Consider the following 18,328-nt stretch of genomic DNA (forward strand, 5'->3'; position numbering starts at 1 on the left):
TCACCGCAGCGCGGCTCGAAAATATCTGCCGCATATATAGGCATCTCGGCAGTTGGCGGGAAGCCGAATACTTCCATTCTGAGCCATCCTGCCAGTGGAAACATTCTCCGTCGGAATGGCCCGGCATGAATTCTTTTCTCTCGGGCTGGATCAGCCACTGACGAACGCTTCGTGTTCAGCGTAGCGGCCAGACCCAGAGGATCAACGGCACCGCGAGCAGGATCACCAGCAGCGACAATGGCGCGCCGAGCCTGGCATAGTCGCCGAAGCGATAGCCGCCCGGGCCCATCACCAGCGTGTTGCACTGGTGGCCGATCGGGGTGAGGAAGTCGCAGGCCGCGCCGATCGCGACCGCCATCAGGAAGGCGTCGGGATTATAGCCCAGCGTCTTGGCGAAGCCGGCGCCGATCGGCGCCATCACCAGCACGGTCGCGGCGTTGTTGAGGAAGGGTGTCACCGCCATGGCGGCGACGAGCATCAGCCCGACCGCACCCCAGCCCGGCAGGCCAGCGCCGACCTGCGCCAGCAAGCCGGCGAAGACATCGGTCGCGCCTGTGACCCGCAGGCTGTCGCTGACCGGGATCAGTGCCGCCAGCATGATCAGGATCGGCGCCTCGACCGAATCATAGGCATCGCGCAGCGTCAGCGCACGCGTCACCAGCAGGAGCACCGCAGCGGCAAAGAAGGCGATCGCCACCGGCAACAGCCCGAGCGCGACAACGATCACCGTCGCGGCGACGATCGTCCCGGTGACGAGGCGGCGGCGGGTGCTGCCGAGCTGAAGGCTGCGCGCCGCCAGCGGCAGCAGGCCGAGCTCGCGCAGGCGCTCCGGCAGCAGGTCCTCGTCGCCTTGCAGCAAGACGACGTCGCCGGGGCGCAGGCGGATATCGCGCAGCCGCTCGGTGAAGCGCTCGCCGGCGCGGCTGATGCCGAGCAGGTTGATGTGGAAGCGCGCGTGCAGATCGATCTCGGCGGCGCTGATGCCTTCGAGCAGCGAGCCCTGCGTGACGATCGCCTCGCCGGTGCGGGCCGGATCGAGCGAGCCCTCGCGCTGCGTCGAGCGATGCTGGCCGGCAAGCTCGAGCTCGCCCGCCGCGATGACCCGCTCCAGCGCCTTTGGCTCGCCGCGTAGCAGCAGGATATCGCCGGCGCGCAGGCTGGCATCGGGGAGCGGGGCACGGCGGCGCTCGCCATCGCGCAGGATCGCGACGACCTCGACCTCGCCATCGCCCGGTCTCCTGAGATCGGCGACCGTCTTGCCGGTGAGCGGCCCCTTCTCGGGCAGGCGCGCCTCGGTGACGTAGTCCTTGATGTCGACAGCCTGGTCGAGCGAGCGCGAGCCCTGGCGATCCTTCGGCAGCAGCCGGTAGGCGACGCTGAGGAAAGCGCAGCCGATGACCGCAATGCCGATGCCGACCGGCGTGAAGTCGAACATGGCGAAGGGCTCGCCACCGAGCTCCTGCCTGACGCGGGCGACGATGACATTCGGCGAGGTGCCGACCAGCGTGACGATGCCGCCGAGCAGCGAGGCGAAGGCCATCGGCATCAGGAAGACCGAGGGCGACTTCCCGTCCTTGCGGGCGAGTTGGTAGGCGATCGGCAGCATCATCGCGAGCGCGCCGATGTTCTTGATGATCGCCGACATGGCGGCGACGACGAAGACGAGGACAGCGACCTGCGCCTGCGTCGAGCGTAGCGCCGGCGCGATGCGGGCGAGCGCGGTCTCGACCAGGCCGGAGCGCGCCACTGCGGCGCTGACGATCAGGGCGCTGGCGACAATGATGACGATGTCGTCGGAAAAGCCCTTGAAGGCCTCCTTGGCCGGGACGACGCCAAGCATGACGCCGGCGAGCAGTGCCAACAGGGCGACCACGTCATAGCGCAGCTTGCCCCAGACGAAGGCCACCATCATCGCGGCGACCAGGGAGCAGGACAGAATCTGTGGCAGCGTCATCCGGGCAGGCTAGCGGAAGCCGGGTCGCCCCGGCGAGGTCAGAGCCACTTCTTCCAGCGAAAGAAGAGGTAGGGCAGGATCGCCGCGACCACCATGATCACGAGCGACATCGGATAGCCGAGTTCCCACTTCAACTCGGGCATCTTCTCGAAGTTCATGCCGTAGATCGAGGCGACGAGCGTCGGTGGCATGAAGACCACGGCGACGACCGAGAACAGCTTGATGATCTTGTTCTGCTCGATGCTGACCAGGCCGAGCGTCGCGTTCAGCATGAACTGCAGCTTGTTCGACAGGAAGGTGGCGTGCTCCTCGATCGCCTGGACGTCGCGGATCGCGGCCCGCCATTCCGGCGTGAAACCGCTCGCCGCCTTCTTGGTGCGCTTGAAGTTGGCCGAAAGGTAGAGCAGCACCCGCTCGACCGAGACCATGCTCTCGCGCACATTCGAGATGATGTGCTCGTACTGGCCGATCTTGCGCACCACGGCCTGATAGACGCGGCCCTGCTCGACGCTGGCGCTGTTGCCGTCGAAGATCTGGCGCGAGCGCAGGTCGATGCGGTCGCCGACCCCGCGCAGCACCTCGGCGGCGCGATCGACAATCGCCTCGATCAACCCCTCGATGACGCCGGCCGGCTCGAGCTCGCAGCCGCCGGGCTTGGTGACGCGGCTCATGAAGATGTTGAAGGCACCGGGCTCGTCATAGCGCACCGTGACCAGCGCCTTCTCGGTCAGGATGAAGGTGACGTCGGCGAGGCGGGGGACATTCGTGTCCGACTGGCAGATGACGCGCAGCGTCATGTAATGCGCGCCATCCTCGGCATAGATCGTCTCCGAGGGCTCGAGATCGTGCATCTCCTCACGGGTCGGGATCGAGATGCCGAGATGCTGCTCGACCTTGGCGTCCTCGGCCGATGTCGGATTGAAGAGGTCGATCCAGATCGAGCCCGGTGGAATCTCCTCATCGACGGCCAGGGTTCGATGGGCGAGCTTGTCGCCGTGCGTCTGGCAAATGCCGTGGATCAGGAGCATGGCCGGTCATCCGGAATCAGGCGCCCGAGGCGCGATTTGCACTGCACCAACTCCAAACGCCCTGCAGTGTCAAACCGATGACACGCCCCGGGTGATGCTTGATCCCGACGCGGTATTCACTTGCCCTGGCAAGGACGTCCCCGGCACGGCAGCTTGGTTAGCATAAAATAAATCGCAGGATGAGACACCGATCAGATCAGTTTCTCTTCCGAGTTTGCCATGCTCAACGCCGCGAAAAACCTCAGCATCAAGACCATGCTCCTGACCGTCCTCGGTCTTGCCAGCGCGGCGATCGTAACGCTCTCGACGCAATCGCTCTGGCAGGCCTGGACGCGCTACAACACGGCCGTCGAGGTCTCGGTTCTCGCCGATCTGAACAAGGCCTATTTCGCCGCGCTCCAGAATCTCCGTTACGAACGCGGCAACGGCGCCAGCGCGATGACGATGCCCACCGACAAGAATGGCGGGATGATCGAGGACGTGCTGACGCGGCGCAAGCGGCTCGACGATGCGATCGCCACGGCGCAGGCGATCGTGCAAAAGAACGGCTACAGCACTGCAGCAACCGTATCGAACGAGATCGACAGCCATGTCGCGGCGCTCAAACCGTTGCGGGCGAAGATCGACGCCAACTGGAAACTCCCGGTGGAGTCGCGGGAGAAGGAGCTGGTCGGGACCAGCATGGCCCAGACCGGCAAGTTCCTGACGGCGCTCGAGAGTGCATCGACGACGCTCGAAGAACGCATCCTCGTTCTCGACGCCAACTTCGCCAGCCTCACATCCATCCGCTCGATGGCCTGGGCAGCGCGCTCGCTCAGCGGATCATCGACGATCATCCTCAACAACGCCGTCGCCCAGGACCGGCCGCTGGACGCCAAGGAAAGCAACGCGGTCATCGTCAACGACGCGCGCATGGAGTTCGCATGGGGCGTGGTGAAACAGCTCATCGCCCAGGCGACTGCGCCCCAGGCGCTGAAGGACGCGCTCGCGACCGCTGAGAACACCTATTTCGGCGGCACCTTCAAGGCGACGCGGGCCGATCTGGTCGCCAATGCGACCGGCGGGCGCAAGCCTTCGATCAACCCCGACCAATGGCGCGACCAGATCGTCGCCGCCTCCGAAACCGTCGGCGCCGTGGCAAGCCGCGCCATCGATGTCGTGTCGGATGCCGCCGACGCGAAGGCGGCGGCAGCGATGCGCTCGCTCGTCATGTACGGCCTCGTCCTCTCGGCCGCGCTCGTGCTGGCTCTCGTCGGGCTCTGGCTGGTCCAGAGCCGCGTGACGCGCCCGATCACCTCGCTGACCGCCTCGATGAAGCAATTGGCGCAAGGTGATTTCTCGACCGAGATCATCGACAGCGGCCGCAATGACGAGATCGGCGGGATGGCTGCCGCCGTCCTTGTGTTCAAGGAGAACGGGCTGCGCGTCCAGGCCCTCGAGGCGCAGGAGCGCGCCGCTGCAGCCGAGCGGGCTGCACGGACGGAGTCCATGATCGCCGTCGTCAACGATGTCGGGACGGTCGTCGCCGCAGCAGCGGCTGGCGATTTCAGCGCGCGGTTGCAACTGGAGAACGCCGACGCGCAGATGCAACAGCTGGTCAACGGCATCAACCAGATCAACGCCGTCGTCGATGGCGCGACCACGGAGTTCGCCGACATCCTGGCATCAGTCTCGCAGGGCGATCTGACCCGCAGGATCGCGACCGATTATCAGGGCCGCTTCGCCGAGCTGAAGCACTCGGTCAACGAGACGGTCGAGCGGCTCTCGGAGACGATCGGCGGCATCCAGGCGACGACCTCACAGGTCTCGGCCTCGGCCCGCGAAATCAAGGCGGGCGCCGACGATCTCGCCAAGCGGACCGAGGAGCAGGCAGCTTCGCTCGAGGAGACCGCGGCCACCACCGAGGAGCTCGCAGCCTCCGTCAAGGCGAGCGCTGGCTCCTCGAAGGTTGCGGCATCGGCCTCCGATGAGGCCACCAATGTGGCCCAGCAAGGCGGCACGATCGTGCAGAACGCCGTCGAGGCGATGGAGCGGATCGAGGCCGCCTCGCGCAAGATCACCGACATTACCTCCGTCATCGACGGCATCGCCTTCCAGACCAATCTGCTGGCACTGAACGCCGCCGTCGAAGCAGCCCGCGCCGGCGATGCCGGCAAGGGCTTCGCCGTGGTGGCCTCGGAGGTCCGGACGTTGGCGCAGCGCTCTGCCGAGGCGTCGAAGGACATCACGACCTTGATCCAGTCCTCGACCATCGAGATCGAGGAAGGGGTCAAGCTGGTCCGCTCCGCCGGCACAGTTCTCGACAAGATCGTCTCGGCCTCCAGGCAGGTCGCTGCGACCGTCGTCGAGATTTCGGCGGCAGCCGGCGAGCAGGCCAACGGCATCGACGAGATGAGTCAGACCGTCGCCCACATGGACGAGATGACCCAGCAGAATGCCGCCCTCGCCGAGGAAAGCGCGGCGTCCGCAGCCTCTCTCGCCGATCAGATCCACAGCCTGGATCGGCTCGTCGCGGCCTTCCGCATCGCGGGCAGCGATGCCGGGGCCAGCAGCGAGCCGGAACGCCTGCGCAACCTCGCCGCAGCCGCGATGTCGGAAACGCGCTCTGCTCCGCGCGCGCCGGCGCGGAAGGCGCAGCCTTCCGCCGCCCACAGCGCTCCTATGCCCGCCCGCAAGGTCGCGGGCGGCGCGGCGCGGGAGCGCGAGTGGGAGGAGTTCTGAGCTCGCTAGAGCATGCTGCGAAAAAGTGGCAACGGTTTTTCGCGTAAAGCATGCTCTAAACTATTAGAATCGATCACGTTATCTGCATTTGGACGGTTCCGTCCAAATGCAGATAACGTGATCGAGGCTCAGACGCCGCCCTTTACCCCCTGCGGCGGCGTCATCTCCTCGGGTACGAAGAAGTCGGGCATCAGCGGCACTGACGGGTCGACGCGGTAGGGCGTGAAGTCGGTCACGCCCTCGCCAGCCATGAAGCTGTCGTCGATCAGGAAGTTGCCCGAGAAACTGCGCGACGGCTTGTTGAAGACCATCCAGGCCGCGTCGGCGATCATCTCCGGAGTGCGGCTCGCCTGCACCATCTTGTCGCCGCCGAGAAGGTTCTGGACGGCAGCTGTCGCGATCGTCGTCCGCGGCCAGAGCGCGTTGACGGCGATACCTTTCGGCGCAAGCTCGCCGGCAAGGCCGAGCACGCACATGCTCATGCCGTATTTCGCCATGGTGTAGGCCAAATGCGGCGCGAACCAGCGCATCTTCATATCGAGCGGCGGCGACAGCATCAGGATGTGCGGGTTCTCAGCCTTCTCCAGATGGGGAATGGCGTATTTCGAGACCATGAAGGTGCCGCGCGTGTTGATCTGGTGCATCAGATCGTAGCGCTTCATATCGGTCATCTGCGTGTTGCTCAGCGAGATCGCGCTCGCATTGTTCACGACGATGTCGATACCGCCGAAGGTCTGCGCCGTCTTCGCGATCGCCTCCGCGACGCTCGCCTCGTCACGGACGTCGACCATCAGTGGCAGGCACTTGCCGCCGGCCGCCTCGATCTCGGCGGCGGCGGTGTAGATCGTGCCTTCGAGCTTGGGATGCGGCTCGGCCGTCTTGGCGGCGATGGTGACATTGGCGCCGTCGCGCGCTGCCTTGATCGCGATGGCGAGCCCGATGCCGCGCGATCCGCCGGTGATGAAGAGCGTCTTGCCCTTGAGCGACATGCTGGTCTCCTTCCTCATGAATTCTGCAAGCTGAACCGGTCCGGCTGCGTGCCGTCCGCATCGGTGAAACCGTAGGTGCGCGCCAGATCGGCGGCATGCAGCATCTGTCCGGCGTGGCGGGCGACATCCGGGTCTGCAGCGAGCGCAGCGACCGCCCGGCCGGCATAGAGCGGCGTCTCGGTGGTCTCGGCAGCCATGCCGGCGTCGCGCACCCGTTCGGTCAGGACATGGCCGGGCGACAGGCCGAGCGCCGTGACACCATAGGGCGAAAGCTCCTGCGCCATCGCCAGCGTCAGCCGGTTCATCGCCGCCTTAGCGAGGTCGTAGAAGACATCGCCAAGATAGCCGCCGGCGGTGTCGAAGCTGACCGTGACGATCAGGCCCTGGCGCATCTGCACCATCGCAGGAGCGACAGCGCGGGCCAGCAGCAACTGCGCATAGACGCCGCTCTCGAAGCTCTGGCCGAGCCGCGCGACGGGTCGGCGCCAGAACGGGGCGCCGAAGGCTGAGCCGTCCGGATAGCGCTCGCCATCATAGCCCTCATTGCCGCCCCAGACCGCGTCGACGACGCAATCGAGCCGGCCGAAACGGCGCAGCGACCAGGCGACGAGCTGGTCGACCTCGCGCTCATTGGTGTGGTCGCAGCGATAAGGCTCGCCACGGCCACCCGCCGCCTCGACCTCGCGAGCCGTGTCCTCGAAGGTTTCCGAGCGCTGGTCGGTGCGCGGCCCGGCCTCGCTGGAGCGACCGGTGACGATCACGCTCGCGCCGCCCTGGCCGAGCGCCCGGGCGATGCCGCGTCCAAGCCCACGCGAGGCGCCCGCGACGAGGCAGACCTTGCCGGCGATCGGACCGGGGGTCATCGGAACCACCCCGTCTTTCCGGGGCAGGCCGCAGGCCTGAGCCCGGAACCCAGAACCGATGAGGATTGTCGTGAAAGCGTGACTGCCGATCGCCACTGTCCGAAGCCGCATCGGTTCTGGGTTCCGGGCTCTTCGCTTCGCGAAGCCCCGGAATGACGATGAGGTTTCCCGCGAAGACAAGCTGAGCTAGAAGCCCCCTCCCCCGAACGGCGAGGACGATCATGGAAGCGAGCGACGTCGCGGCCTGCTGGGAGGCCAATGCCGAAACCTGGACCCGGCACGCGCGGGCCGGCTACGACCTTTACCGGGACGCCCAGAACACCCCGGCCTTCCTGGCCAACCTGCCTGACGTCACCGGCTTGGCCGGTCTCGACATCGGCTGCGGCGAAGGCTCGAATACGCGCAAGCTCGCCGAGGCAGGCGCGCACATCACCGCGATCGACATCGCCCCGACCTTCATCCGCCACGCGCAGGAAGCCGAGGCTGTAAACCCGCTCGGCATCGCCTATCGCCTCGCCGACGGCATGGCCCTGCCCTTCGCCGAGGCCAGCCGCGTACTGAAGCCCGGCGGCTTCCTGCAGTTCTCGATCCTGCATCCCTGCTTCGCGACGCCGGGCCGCAAGGTGATGCGCGACGAGGCTGGCACCGTGCTCGGCATCGAGGTGCGCGAGTATTTCCGCGTCACCAATGGCGAGATCGAGAGCTGGCGCTTCGGCGCGGCGCCGACCGAGGAGAAGGCCAAGGTCGAGCCGTTCCGGGTGCCGCGCTTCCACCGCACGCTCAGCGACTGGGTCAACCTGCTGGTCGCCACCGGCTTCCGGATCGAGCACATGCACGAGCCGGGCGTCGATGCTGAGACGGCCAAGGCCGTGCCCTATCTCGCCGACACCTATGTCGCGCCGCTGTTCCTGCACATGCGAGTCAGAAAGGCAGCGACTGCCTGACGAGGCGCTGTCCGTGACGGCGGAGCGCGGGATCCCCTCTCCCGGATGGGAGAGGGGTAGGGGTGAGGGACCGCCGTTGATTGTTGGAACGATGCGGCGCCGCTGCGCCTTCTTAGGTAAGGGCAGGCCCTCATCCCTGCCCTTCTCCCACTCGGGAGAAGGGTTCCTCGCGGTTGCCCCCTCTGCCATCGCTGGCTGGAGCGCATTCACGCCGCGAAGACCGCAGCCGAATCCTCGACGGCGCCGGCGCCCTCCGTCACGGCGAGCTCCAGCGCGGTGGCTTCACCGACATGGTGCTCGGCATAGAAGCGGGCGGTGGCGAGCGCCGCGGCGCCCTGATCCTCGCCCCGCATCGCCAGCGCTTTCTTCGCGAGGCCGGTACCGCCCTGGGCGAGCGCGAAGAGCTTGAGATAGGGCGTCGCGCCGGCGAGCACGCTCGCCTGATCGATGCCCATGGTCGCCAGCATCCATTCGGTGGCGCGCTCGAGCGAGTCGACCGCCGCACCGAGCCGCGCCGCACTGTGGCCGAAGCCGGGCGTGTTGGCCTCGCGCACCTCGGCAACGACGCCGCGCATCTCGCCGATCAGCGCCTTGACCGCGTCGCCATTGGAAAGCGGCAGCTTGCGCAGCACGAGGTCGATCGCCTGGATGCCGTTGGTACCCTCATAGATCGTGGCGATGCGGGCGTCGCGCAGATGCTGGGCCGCCCCGGTCTCCTCGACATAGCCCATGCCGCCATGGACCTGGACACCGGTGGAGGCGACCTCGACACCGATATCGGTGGCATAGGCCTTGGCGACGGGCGTGATGATCGCCGCCCGTTCGGCTGCGGCCTTGCGCTTGGTCTCGTCGGTCTCGCGCTGCGAACGGTCGAGCAAGGCGGCAAGCAGCAGCGAGAGTGTGCGCGCGGCCTGCGTCTTGGCGCGCATCTCCATCAGCATGCGGCGAATGTCGGGGTGGACGATGATCGGGCTCATCGGCGCACCCTTCGGCGCATCGAGCGCGGTGCCCTGCTTGCGCTCCTGCGCGAAGGAAAGCGCCTGCTGGTAGGCGCGCTCGGCGATGGCGACACCCTGCACCGCAACGTTGAGGCGGGCATTGTTCATCATCGTGAACATGCAGGCGAGGCCGCGATTCTCCTCGCCGATCAGCCAGCCGATCGCGCCGCCCTCGTCGCCATAGCTCATCGCGCAGGTCGGCGAGGCGTGGATGCCGAGCTTATGCTCGACGCCGGTGCAGCGGACATCATTGCGCGCGCCGAGCGAGCCGTCGGCGTTGACGAGGTATTTCGGCACGAGGAAGAGCGAGATGCCGCGCGTGCCGGAAGGGGCATCGGGCAGGCGGGCGAGGACGAGATGGACGATGTTGTCCGTCATCTCGTGATCGCCATAGGTGATGAAGATCTTCTGGCCGCTGATGCGATAGGTGCCATCGCCGGCGCGCTCCGCCTTGGAGCGCAGGGCGTTGAGGTCCGAGCCGGCCTGCGGCTCGGTCAGGTTCATCGTGCCCATCCACTCGCCAGAGACGAGCTTGGCGAGATAGGTTTCCTTGAGATAGTCGGAGCCATGGGCGTGCAGCGCCTCGATCGCGCCAACCGTCAGCAGCGGGCCGAGCGCGAAGGCGAAGGCGGCCGAATTCCACATTTCGGTGCAGGCCGATTGCACCAAAACCGGCAGGGCCTGGCCGCCATAGGCTTCCGGCCCCGGAAGCGCATTCCAACCGCCTTTAGCCCAGGCGTGATAGGCTTCCTTCCAGCCCGGTGGCGTGACGACGACGCCGTCCTTGAGCTTGGAGCCGTGCCGGTCGCCGACGATATTCAGGGGAGCGAGCACGTCGCCGGCGAACCTCGCGGCTTCCTCAAGCACCGCCTCGGTGACGCCATCAGCGAGTTCCGGCGCAAGGCCCTCGGCGATCAGGGCGTCGAGCCCGGCGACATGGCGCATCGTCGCCAGGATATCCTCGACCGGAGCACGGTACGACATCGCTTACCTCCCTCGGCGCCCGTGCATTTCCGTCGGGCATTCTGCTCGTTGCGTTTGACGGCGATGTTAGCGACGAACTATGCCCGCCGCCACGCGCCAGCCGGCGCGTCTTCGCGCATGCCGCGTCGGCATTGTTATAGTTTACATATGAACTTTCAAGAGCAGCCGTGACCGGACCTCGCCAGACCCAGCGCCTTTCCGCCGACGCGGCCGGCATCGCCGTGGCCGCGGAGTTGCTGCGAGCCGGCAAGCTGGTCGCGCTGCCGACCGAGACAGTCTACGGGCTCGCCGCCGACGCCAGCGACGACCGGGCCGTCGCCTCGATCTACGCCGCCAAGGAACGCCCGAGCTTCAATCCGCTGATCTCGCATCTGCCGGACGTGGACGCAGCGCGGCGTCAGGGTCTGTTCGATGCTCCGGCTCTGGCGCTGGCCAAGGCGTTCTGGCCGGGGCCCCTCACTTTGGTCGTGCCAGCGTCGAGCGCCTGCACGGTCTGCAGCCTCGCCCGCGCCGGCCTCGACAGCGTCGCGCTCAGGGTGCCGTCGCATCCGGTCGCACGCGCCGTGCTGCAAGCCGCCGGCCGGCCGATCGCGGCGCCCTCGGCCAATCGCTCGGGACGGGTCAGCCCAACGCAAGCCGACCACGTGCTCGCCGACCTCGACGGCCGCATCGACGCCGTGCTCGATGCCGGGCCGACGGAGGTCGGGGTCGAGTCCAGCATCGTCGCCTGCCTCGGCGGCGCTCCGCGCCTGCTGCGGCCCGGCGGTGTGCCGCGCGCGGCGCTTGAGGCGGCGATCGGGCAAACCCTCGTCATCGTCGAGGAAGGCGGCTCGGCTCCGCTCGCGCCCGGCCTGCTCGCCTCGCACTACGCGCCGCAGGCCGCCGTGAGGCTTGATGCGGAAGCACCGCGACCGGGCGAAGCTTGGCTCGGCTTCGGGCCGGAGCCGAACGGCAGCCTGCCCGCGCTTGCCTTCAACCTCAGCCCGGCAGGCGACCTGACCGAAGCGGCCGCCCATCTCTTCGCCGCCCTGCGCCAGCTCGACGATCGCGGCCCGAAGACGATCGCGGTCGCGCCAATCCCGGTGCATGGGCTCGGCGAGGCGATCAACGACCGGCTGAAGCGCGCCGCCGCCCCGCGCTGAAGCCAGCGGGATCGCCTGCATCCGCTTGCAATTCCGCAAGATCTGGCAATGCTGGCGCGCGAAATGGCCGGAGAGTGCCCGTTGTCGACGTCCAAGCTCGCCTGGGATGATTTCCGCCTGATCAAAGCGATCGCCGACGCCGGCGGGCTGACGGGTGCGGCCGCCGCGCTCGGCGTCAATCATTCGACCGTGTTCCGCCGGCTCGGGCAGATCGAGGAGCAGGTCGGCCACGCCCTCTTCGAGCGACGCAAGACCGGCTATGTCGCGACCTCGGCCGGCGAGGAGATGACCACGCTCGCCTCGCGCATCGATGACGACGTCACCGCCTTCGGGCGCCGGCTCGCGGGGCGCGACCTTGCTCCCTCCGGCGAGTTGCGCGTCACCACCACGGACACGCTCTATCTGCATACGCTGCTGCCGATCTTCGCAGCGTTCCGGGCGGCACACCCGCTGATCCGGCTCGATGTCGTCATGGCGAGCCAGACGCTCAACCTGTCGCGCCGTGACGCCGACGTTGCCATCCGGGCCAGCGATTCACCGGGCGAGACGCTGGTCGGCCGGCGCCTCGGCAACCTCAACTGGGCCGTCTACGCCCGCGCCGACGCGCCGGCGACGGATGCCGAGATCGCCGATCCGAAACTGTTCTTCCGGCGCGATTGGGTCGCGCTCGGTGACCCTCTCGGTTACGTCAAGGCGGCCCGTTATGTCCGCGACCATGTCCCGGCGGACCGGATTGCACTGCGCTCCTCGGCCGTCCTTGGGTTGACGGAAGCAGTGGAGCTGGGAATGGGGATCGGCCCCTTGCCCTGCTTCATCGCCGACCAGCGGCCGGGGCTGGTGCGATTGCTGCCGCCGGACCCGGACTTCTCGACCGGCCTGTGGATCCTGACCCATCCCGACATCAGGCACGCGCCGCGGGTCCGCGCCTTCATGGACTTCGTCGGTGGCGAGCTGGCCAAGCGCAAGGCGTTGCTCGAAGGCACGGAGTAGCGCGCCCCGCGCCAAACCCGCACCTCCCAGATACCCTTTCCCATCGCAGGCGACGGATGTCGTCAATTCTTGCGTCGCTTCAAAAGCCTGTATACCGGTACTCTGGTTAGAGAAAGCGCCATGCCCCGCCTCGCCCGCAATCATCAGCCTACTGCCCTTCCAGCCGCTGCCATCGACCGGACGATGCGCGCGCCGGAGCAGGTCTATCGCGCCCTGCGCGCCGCGATCGTCACGCTGGCCATTGCACCCGGCAGCGCCCTCTCAGAGGGAGACGTCGGCACGGCCTATGCCGTCAGCCGCACGCCGGTGCGCGAGGCCTTCGCCCGGCTGGCCGAGGAGAGGCTGCTCGACGTCTTCCCCAATCTCGGCACCTTCGTCTCGCTGATCGAGCCAAAGCTGATCGGCGAGGCCATTCTGATCCGCCGGCTGCTCGAAGGCGAAGCCGTCTCGCAGGCTGCCGCCAATCGCGCCCCGGCGCTGATCGCGGAGATGAGCCGGGCCCTCGCCGACCATGCCGAAGCGGTCGCGGCCGGCGATGCTGCCTACGCCTATCAGTGCGATGAGCGCTTCCATCGTGCCTTGTTCGCCCATCAGGGCCTTGATCAGATGTGGATGAGTGTCGATCGGGCGCGGGCGCAGCTCGAGCGCGTCCATCATCTGATGGTCGCCCAGCGTGGCGCGCTCGGCGACGCGCTCGCCAAGCACCGCGCCATTCTCGGCGCGATCGAGCGGGGCGATCCCTATGCGGCCCACGCCGCGATGCACGTCCATATCGAGGCCAACGGCATCTTCCTCGAACGGCTCGCCGGCCACGCCCACCCCTTCGTGCGCACGCCATGATGACGCCTGCCCCGAAGCGCTCGCTGGGTATCACGGTGATGCCCGACTACGCCCAGTCCGAAGGTGTCGACTCCGTCCTTGAGAACATCGTCGAGCGCCTCGGTTGCGACGTGTTCTGCACGATGCCGTCCGTCGCCGAGCGCTGCGCCGAGCGGCTGGGCATGCGCGAGCCACCGGCCGACGCCGGCGCGGGCCTTGCCCGCACGCTCGATCGGCCGCTCTGGGGCGATACCGCCCTGTGGATGCGAACGGCACCGAGTTTCATCCCGAATCCGCGCTTCTACCGCGATACGCCCTATGCCCCGCCGGAGCCGGACGCGCTGACGCATCGCGAAGGCCACATCGTCGCGCAGATGCTGAGCAGGGCCAAGCGCGCCGGCATGACGACCCAGCTCCAGGTCATGGCTGCAGCGCCGCCGGCGCTGCGCGTGCAACAGCGCCCCGACGCCGGCACAGACGAACCGCTGACCGTGTTCGGAACGCCGGTCCGCAATCGCGTCGACGCCAATGTCAGCCTCGCCAGCGAGGGCCTGCGGGCCTATATGCGCGCCCTCGTCGCCGACCTGCTGGCGAACTATCCGGATTGCGATGCGCTGCGCTTCGACTGGCCGGAATATCCGCCCTATGCGCTCGACAGCCTGCTCTTCGACTTCAGTCCGCCGGCGGTGAAGCGCGGACAGGAACTCGGCCATGATGTCGAGGCGATCCGGGCGCGGGCGCTGGAAGGGCTCCGCAAGGCGCGAAAGCAGATGGCCACAAAGGCCGCTGCGATCGACGCCATGCTGCGGCCGGCCGGTTGGGCGGCCGATCTACTCGCCTTTCGCAGCGCCATCGTCACCGACTATGTCGGCGCACTGACCGCTATCGTGAGGGAAGTCTCCTACGGCCGGGTCGGCGTGGTGATGCAGGCCTTCCCGCCTCCGCTCAACCGGCTCTCCGGCTTCGACTTTGCGGCGGTCGACGGCGTCGCCGACGAGATCGCGATCAAGCACTACACGATGCATTGGCCGATGATCGAACGTGGCTATGTCGAGCGGCTGGCTGCTGTCACCGGTGTAGATGCAGATGCAATCTTCACCGAGTTTCATCGCTGGCTCGGTCTCAATGGCGGGGCCACTTGCCTCGACGCGTTGCGCTACCCAGAGCCGCACGAGCCGCATCCGGCCGATGACGCCGCGTTGCGCCGGACCGTCGAGATCGGGGGCGGCCAGATCCAACGTTCGCGCCTCTCGGTGATCGCGCATGGCTATGGCCCGCCTGATGATGTCGAGCGCCGGTTCCGTGCCGTGCTCGGGACGCCCTGCCGCAACTTACATCTCAACCGCTACGGCTACCTCTCCGACGAGAAGATCGCGCGGCTCGGCGCGATCTGGCGGGAGGGTGACTGACGATCAGCCGCCGGCTTCGGGAGAGCGGCGGAACAGAGGGAGGACAATCATGAAGCCGTTCAAGGCGGTCATCACCGCCATCGCTCTTCTCGCATCCTGCGCCGCGGCCGCCGCGCAGGCGCCCTATCCGACCGGCCCGGTCAAGATCATCGTGCCCTTCGCCGCCGGCGGCGCCTCCGACCTCGTCGCGCGCGCCGTCGCCGAACGTCTCCAGGTGCTGTGGAAGCAAGGCGTCGTCATCGAGAACATCGGCGGCGGCGGCAGCAATATCGGTGTCGCCGCGCTCGCCCGCGCCAGGCCCGACGGCTACACGCTCGGCCTGATCAACGCCAGCAGCCACGGCATGAACAAGTGGCTCTACAAGGAGCGGCTCGCCTATGATCCGCTGCGGGATTTTGCTCCGGTCAGCCAGCTGGCGATCACGCCCAACGTCCTCGTCGTCAATCCCGACAAAGTGCCGGCCAAGACCGTGCCGGAGTTCATCGCACTGCTGAAGCAGAAGCCGAACGCTCTGAACTTCGGTTCCTCCGGAGTCGGCACCTCGCTGCATGTCGGCATGGAACTGTTCCAGCAGACAACCGGAACCAAGCTGACCCATGTCCCCTATCGCGGTTCCGGGCCGATGATGGTCGACCTGCTCAGCGGACAGCTCGACGTCGCACTCGACGGCGCCGCCGTGGCCTGGCCCTATGTCGAGGCCGGCAAGCTCCGGGCGCTCGCGACCTCGATTCCAGAGCGGGCGAGCTTCATGCCCGACCTGCCGGCACTGAGCGAGTTCCTGCCCGGCTTCGACGTCACCGCCTGGCATGGCCTGGCGGCGCCGGCCGGCACGCCGAAGGAGATCGTCGAGAAGGTCTCGCGCGATGTCCGCGGCATTCTCGAAACCCCGGAGATCCGCGACCGGCTGGCGGCGCAGAAGATCATCGGACTCGGCATGACACCAGATGCCTTCCGCGCCTTTATCGAGGCCGAGATCAAGAAGTGGGAGCCGGTCGTGGAGAAGGCGCAGATCAGGATCGAGTAGAGGTCAGCCGATCTCGACCACGACCCGGCCGCGGACCTTGCCGTCGAGCAGCGCGCGGCCGGTCTCGACGACATCCTCCAGCGGGATCGTCGTTGTCATCGCCGCGAGTTTGTCGCGGTCGAGATCGCTGGCGAGGCGCTGCCACGCTTCGAGCCGGCGCGGCTTCGGGCACATCACTGAATCAATGCCGAGCAATGCGACGCTGCGCAGGATAAAGGGCGCGACCGAGGCCGGCAGGTCCATGCCCTGCGCCAGGCCGCAGGCGGCGACTGCCCCGCCATATTTCGTCATCGACAGCACATTGGCGAGCGTGTGCGAGCCGACGGCGTCGACGCCGGCGATCCAGCGCTCCTTGCCGAGTGGGCGGCCGGGAGCGGAGAGTTCGTTCCGGTCGATGATCTCGGCCGCGCCCAGGCCCTTCAGATAGTCCGCCTCCTCCGGCCTTCCGGTCGAGGCGATCACGTGCCAGCCCGCCTTGGCGAGCAGCGCGGTCGCGACCGAGCCGACGCCGCCGGCCGCGCCGGTGACGACGACCGGTCCGTCGGCGGGCTTCACGTCGTAACGCTCCAGCGCAAGCAGGCTCAGCATGGCGGTATAGCCGGCGGTGCCGATCGCCATCGCCTCGGCTGGCGTCATCCCATCCGGCAGCGGTACCAGCCAGTCGCCCTTGACCCGGCTCTTCTGGGCATAGGCGCCGAGATGGGTCTCGCCGGTGCCCCAGCCATTGAGGATGACGAGGTCGCCGGGCTTGAAACCGGGATGCTCGGACGTCTCGACGCGGCCGGCGAAATCGATGCCGGGGATCATCGGCCAGCGGCGCACCACCGGGGCGCGGCCGGTGATGGCGAGCCCGTCCTTGTAGTTCAGCGTCGAATGGGTGACGCGGACGGTGACGTCGCCTTCCATCAGGTCCGCCTCGGCGAACTCGCTGAAGGCGACGCTGGTGCCGGCTTCGCCCTTGCTGGCGATCAGGGCCTTGAAGGTCGACATGAACTCACTCCCGAAAAGCCATCGAACAGGCCTCTAGGAGTGGCGCGCCCGGCCGCCGCCCGCAAGCGCCGCGGCCGTGCGTCTTTGGTCAGGCTGGCTGCGGCACGGCGCGCGCGACCGGTTTCTCGACGATCGGCAGGTTGATCAGAGCCGAGGCGACGCCGAGCGCGACCGAGAGCCACCAGACGATATTATAGGAGCCGAACTGCTCGTAGAGGATGCCGCCAAGCAGCACGCCCAGGAAACCGCCGACCTGGTGCGAGAAGAAGGCGAAGCCGTAGAGCATCGCCATGTATTTGGTGCCGAACATCAGCATCACCAGCGCCGAAGTCGGCGGCACCGTCGAGAGCCAGAACACGCCGATGACGATGCCGAAGGCGATCGCGGTCATCGGGCTCGGCGGCAAGAGGATGAAGATGGCGATGGCGACCGCCCGGCCGAGATAGATCCAGGCGAGCAGATGGCGCTTGGGCATGCGCGACGTCAGCCAGCCGGAGCCGAGCGAGCCGACCGCGTTGGCGAGGCCGATCGCAGCCAGCGTCCAGCCGCCGACCCAGGCCGGCAGGCCGGTGTCCTTGAGATAGGCCGGCATGTGCACGGTGATGAAGGCGAGTTGGAAGCCGCAGGTGAAGAACCCCAGCACGAGCAGGACGTAGGAGCGATGCTTGAAGGCCTCGGCCAGCGCCTGCGCGATACTCTGGCCGGGCACGGCGACCGCACCCGGCGCAGCCGCAGGCTGCTTCGTGCCGCGCATCGCCAGCATCACCGAGAGCGGCAGCACGGGCAGCAAGGTGAAGGCGAAGACGATCAGCGCTTGCTGCCAGCCCAGCGTCTCGATCAGGATGCTGCCGATCGGCGGGAAGAGGAACTGGCCGAAGGAGCCGGCCGCGGTGCCGGCACCGAAGGCGAGCGGGCGCCATTGCTCCGGCAGGAGCTTGCCGAAAGCGGCAAGGACCAGATTGAAGGAGCAGGCCGAGAGGCCGAAGCCGATCAGCACGCCGGCGCCGAGATGAAGCTGCAGCGGAGTCGAGGCATAGGACATCGTCACCAGGCCGGCGGCATAGAGCAGTGCGCCGACGCAGAGCACCCGCACCATGCCGAAGCGATCGGCGATCGCGCCGGCGAAGGGCGCCCCGAGGCCCCAGAGCAGGTTCTGGATCGCCAGCGCCAGGCTGAACGTGTCGCGGCCCCAGCCGAACTCGGATGTCATCGGGATCTGGAACAGGCCGGCACTCGCGCGCGGTCCGAAGCTGATCAACGCGATCAGGCAGCCGGCGGCGACAATGATCTCCGGCGCGTAGCCGCGCTTGGCGGTGGCGGACATGACGGGCTCCGGAGCAGGAATCGTGTGTCTGCACGATAGGGCGTGCAAGCCAAGCATACCAACGCGATTTCGTTACGTTGCGCATCACGGGATTGCATGAAGCTTTCCGTCCACATGAGGGCGCGGCTACGCCTCAACCAGGTGAATCT

At 67.4% G+C, this 18,328-nt stretch carries 14 protein-coding genes; 7 read left to right on the forward strand and 7 right to left on the reverse strand.

What is annotated here, in order from left to right; translation table 11 throughout:
- Positions 1 to 175: 175 nt before the first annotated feature.
- On the reverse strand, positions 176 to 1,954 hold the full coding sequence (locus ACSQ3M_RS26110) for an SLC13 family permease (RefSeq protein ID WP_436152996.1): 1,779 nt from the start codon (positions 1,952 to 1,954) through the stop codon (positions 176 to 178).
- Positions 1,955 to 1,992: 38 nt separating this feature from the next.
- Complete coding sequence (locus ACSQ3M_RS26115) at positions 1,993 to 2,982, reverse strand: magnesium transporter CorA family protein (protein WP_436152997.1); 990 nt, start codon at positions 2,980 to 2,982, stop codon at positions 1,993 to 1,995.
- Positions 2,983 to 3,201: 219 nt separating this feature from the next.
- On the opposite strand from ACSQ3M_RS26115, the gene ACSQ3M_RS26120 reads away from it, so the two are divergent.
- A complete protein-coding gene (locus ACSQ3M_RS26120; RefSeq protein ID WP_436152998.1) occupies positions 3,202 to 5,703 on the forward strand; it encodes a methyl-accepting chemotaxis protein in 2,502 nt (833 codons plus the stop codon).
- Positions 5,704 to 5,831: 128 nt separating this feature from the next.
- On the opposite strand, the gene ACSQ3M_RS26125 is transcribed toward ACSQ3M_RS26120, so the two are convergent.
- Complete coding sequence (locus ACSQ3M_RS26125) at positions 5,832 to 6,692, reverse strand: SDR family oxidoreductase (protein WP_436152999.1); 861 nt, start codon at positions 6,690 to 6,692, stop codon at positions 5,832 to 5,834.
- 14 nt (positions 6,693 to 6,706) lie between these two features.
- A complete protein-coding gene (locus tag ACSQ3M_RS26130; RefSeq protein ID WP_436153000.1) occupies positions 6,707 to 7,555 on the reverse strand; it encodes an SDR family NAD(P)-dependent oxidoreductase in 849 nt (282 codons plus the stop codon).
- 221 nt (positions 7,556 to 7,776) lie between these two features.
- On the opposite strand from ACSQ3M_RS26130, the gene ACSQ3M_RS26135 reads away from it, so the two are divergent.
- Entirely contained in the window at positions 7,777 to 8,499 is a 723-nt protein-coding gene (locus tag ACSQ3M_RS26135) for a class I SAM-dependent methyltransferase (RefSeq protein WP_436153001.1), read from the forward strand.
- Between the two features lie 206 nt (positions 8,500 to 8,705).
- Here ACSQ3M_RS26135 and ACSQ3M_RS26140 read toward each other — a convergent pair whose 3' ends face one another.
- The gene (locus ACSQ3M_RS26140; protein ID WP_436153002.1) at positions 8,706 to 10,481 is read right to left on the reverse strand and encodes an acyl-CoA dehydrogenase; all 1,776 of its coding nucleotides are present in this window, start codon (positions 10,479 to 10,481) and stop codon (positions 8,706 to 8,708) included.
- A gap of 167 nt (positions 10,482 to 10,648) precedes the next feature.
- Between ACSQ3M_RS26140 and ACSQ3M_RS26145 the strand changes: the two genes are divergently transcribed.
- The 5 genes from ACSQ3M_RS26145 to ACSQ3M_RS26165 all read left to right on the forward strand — a co-directional run bounded on the left by ACSQ3M_RS26145 (position 10,649) and on the right by ACSQ3M_RS26165 (position 15,865).
- Positions 10,649 to 11,623: an L-threonylcarbamoyladenylate synthase gene (locus tag ACSQ3M_RS26145; RefSeq protein ID WP_436153003.1), complete on the forward strand. Its 975-nt coding sequence runs from the start codon at positions 10,649 to 10,651 to the stop codon at positions 11,621 to 11,623.
- An 81-nt stretch (positions 11,624 to 11,704) separates the two neighbouring features.
- Positions 11,705 to 12,613: a LysR family transcriptional regulator gene (locus ACSQ3M_RS26150; RefSeq protein WP_436153004.1), complete on the forward strand. Its 909-nt coding sequence runs from the start codon at positions 11,705 to 11,707 to the stop codon at positions 12,611 to 12,613.
- 120 nt (positions 12,614 to 12,733) lie between these two features.
- Entirely contained in the window at positions 12,734 to 13,453 is a 720-nt protein-coding gene (locus tag ACSQ3M_RS26155; protein ID WP_436153005.1) for a GntR family transcriptional regulator, read from the forward strand.
- The gene (locus ACSQ3M_RS26160; RefSeq protein WP_436153006.1) at positions 13,450 to 14,841 is read left to right on the forward strand and encodes a hypothetical protein; all 1,392 of its coding nucleotides are present in this window, start codon (positions 13,450 to 13,452) and stop codon (positions 14,839 to 14,841) included. The genes ACSQ3M_RS26155 and ACSQ3M_RS26160 overlap by 4 nt, the downstream gene beginning before the upstream one ends.
- Before the next feature lie 49 nt (positions 14,842 to 14,890).
- Positions 14,891 to 15,865, forward strand: coding sequence for a Bug family tripartite tricarboxylate transporter substrate binding protein (locus ACSQ3M_RS26165; protein WP_436153007.1), 975 nt, complete (start codon positions 14,891 to 14,893; stop codon positions 15,863 to 15,865).
- A 3-nt stretch (positions 15,866 to 15,868) separates the two neighbouring features.
- Here the strand turns inward: ACSQ3M_RS26165 and acuI are convergent, their stop codons facing one another.
- A complete protein-coding gene (gene acuI, locus ACSQ3M_RS26170; RefSeq protein ID WP_436153008.1) occupies positions 15,869 to 16,855 on the reverse strand; it encodes an acrylyl-CoA reductase (NADPH) in 987 nt (328 codons plus the stop codon).
- Positions 16,856 to 16,943: 88 nt separating this feature from the next.
- Positions 16,944 to 18,179 (reverse strand): MFS transporter, encoded by a 1,236-nt coding sequence (locus ACSQ3M_RS26175; RefSeq protein ID WP_436153009.1) that lies wholly within the window; start codon positions 18,177 to 18,179, stop codon positions 16,944 to 16,946.
- Positions 18,180 to 18,328: the final 149 nt, after the last annotated feature.

This window comes from Allobosea sp. LjRoot90, from assembly GCF_964254315.1.
Lineage (GTDB): Bacteria > Pseudomonadota > Alphaproteobacteria > Rhizobiales > Beijerinckiaceae > Allobosea.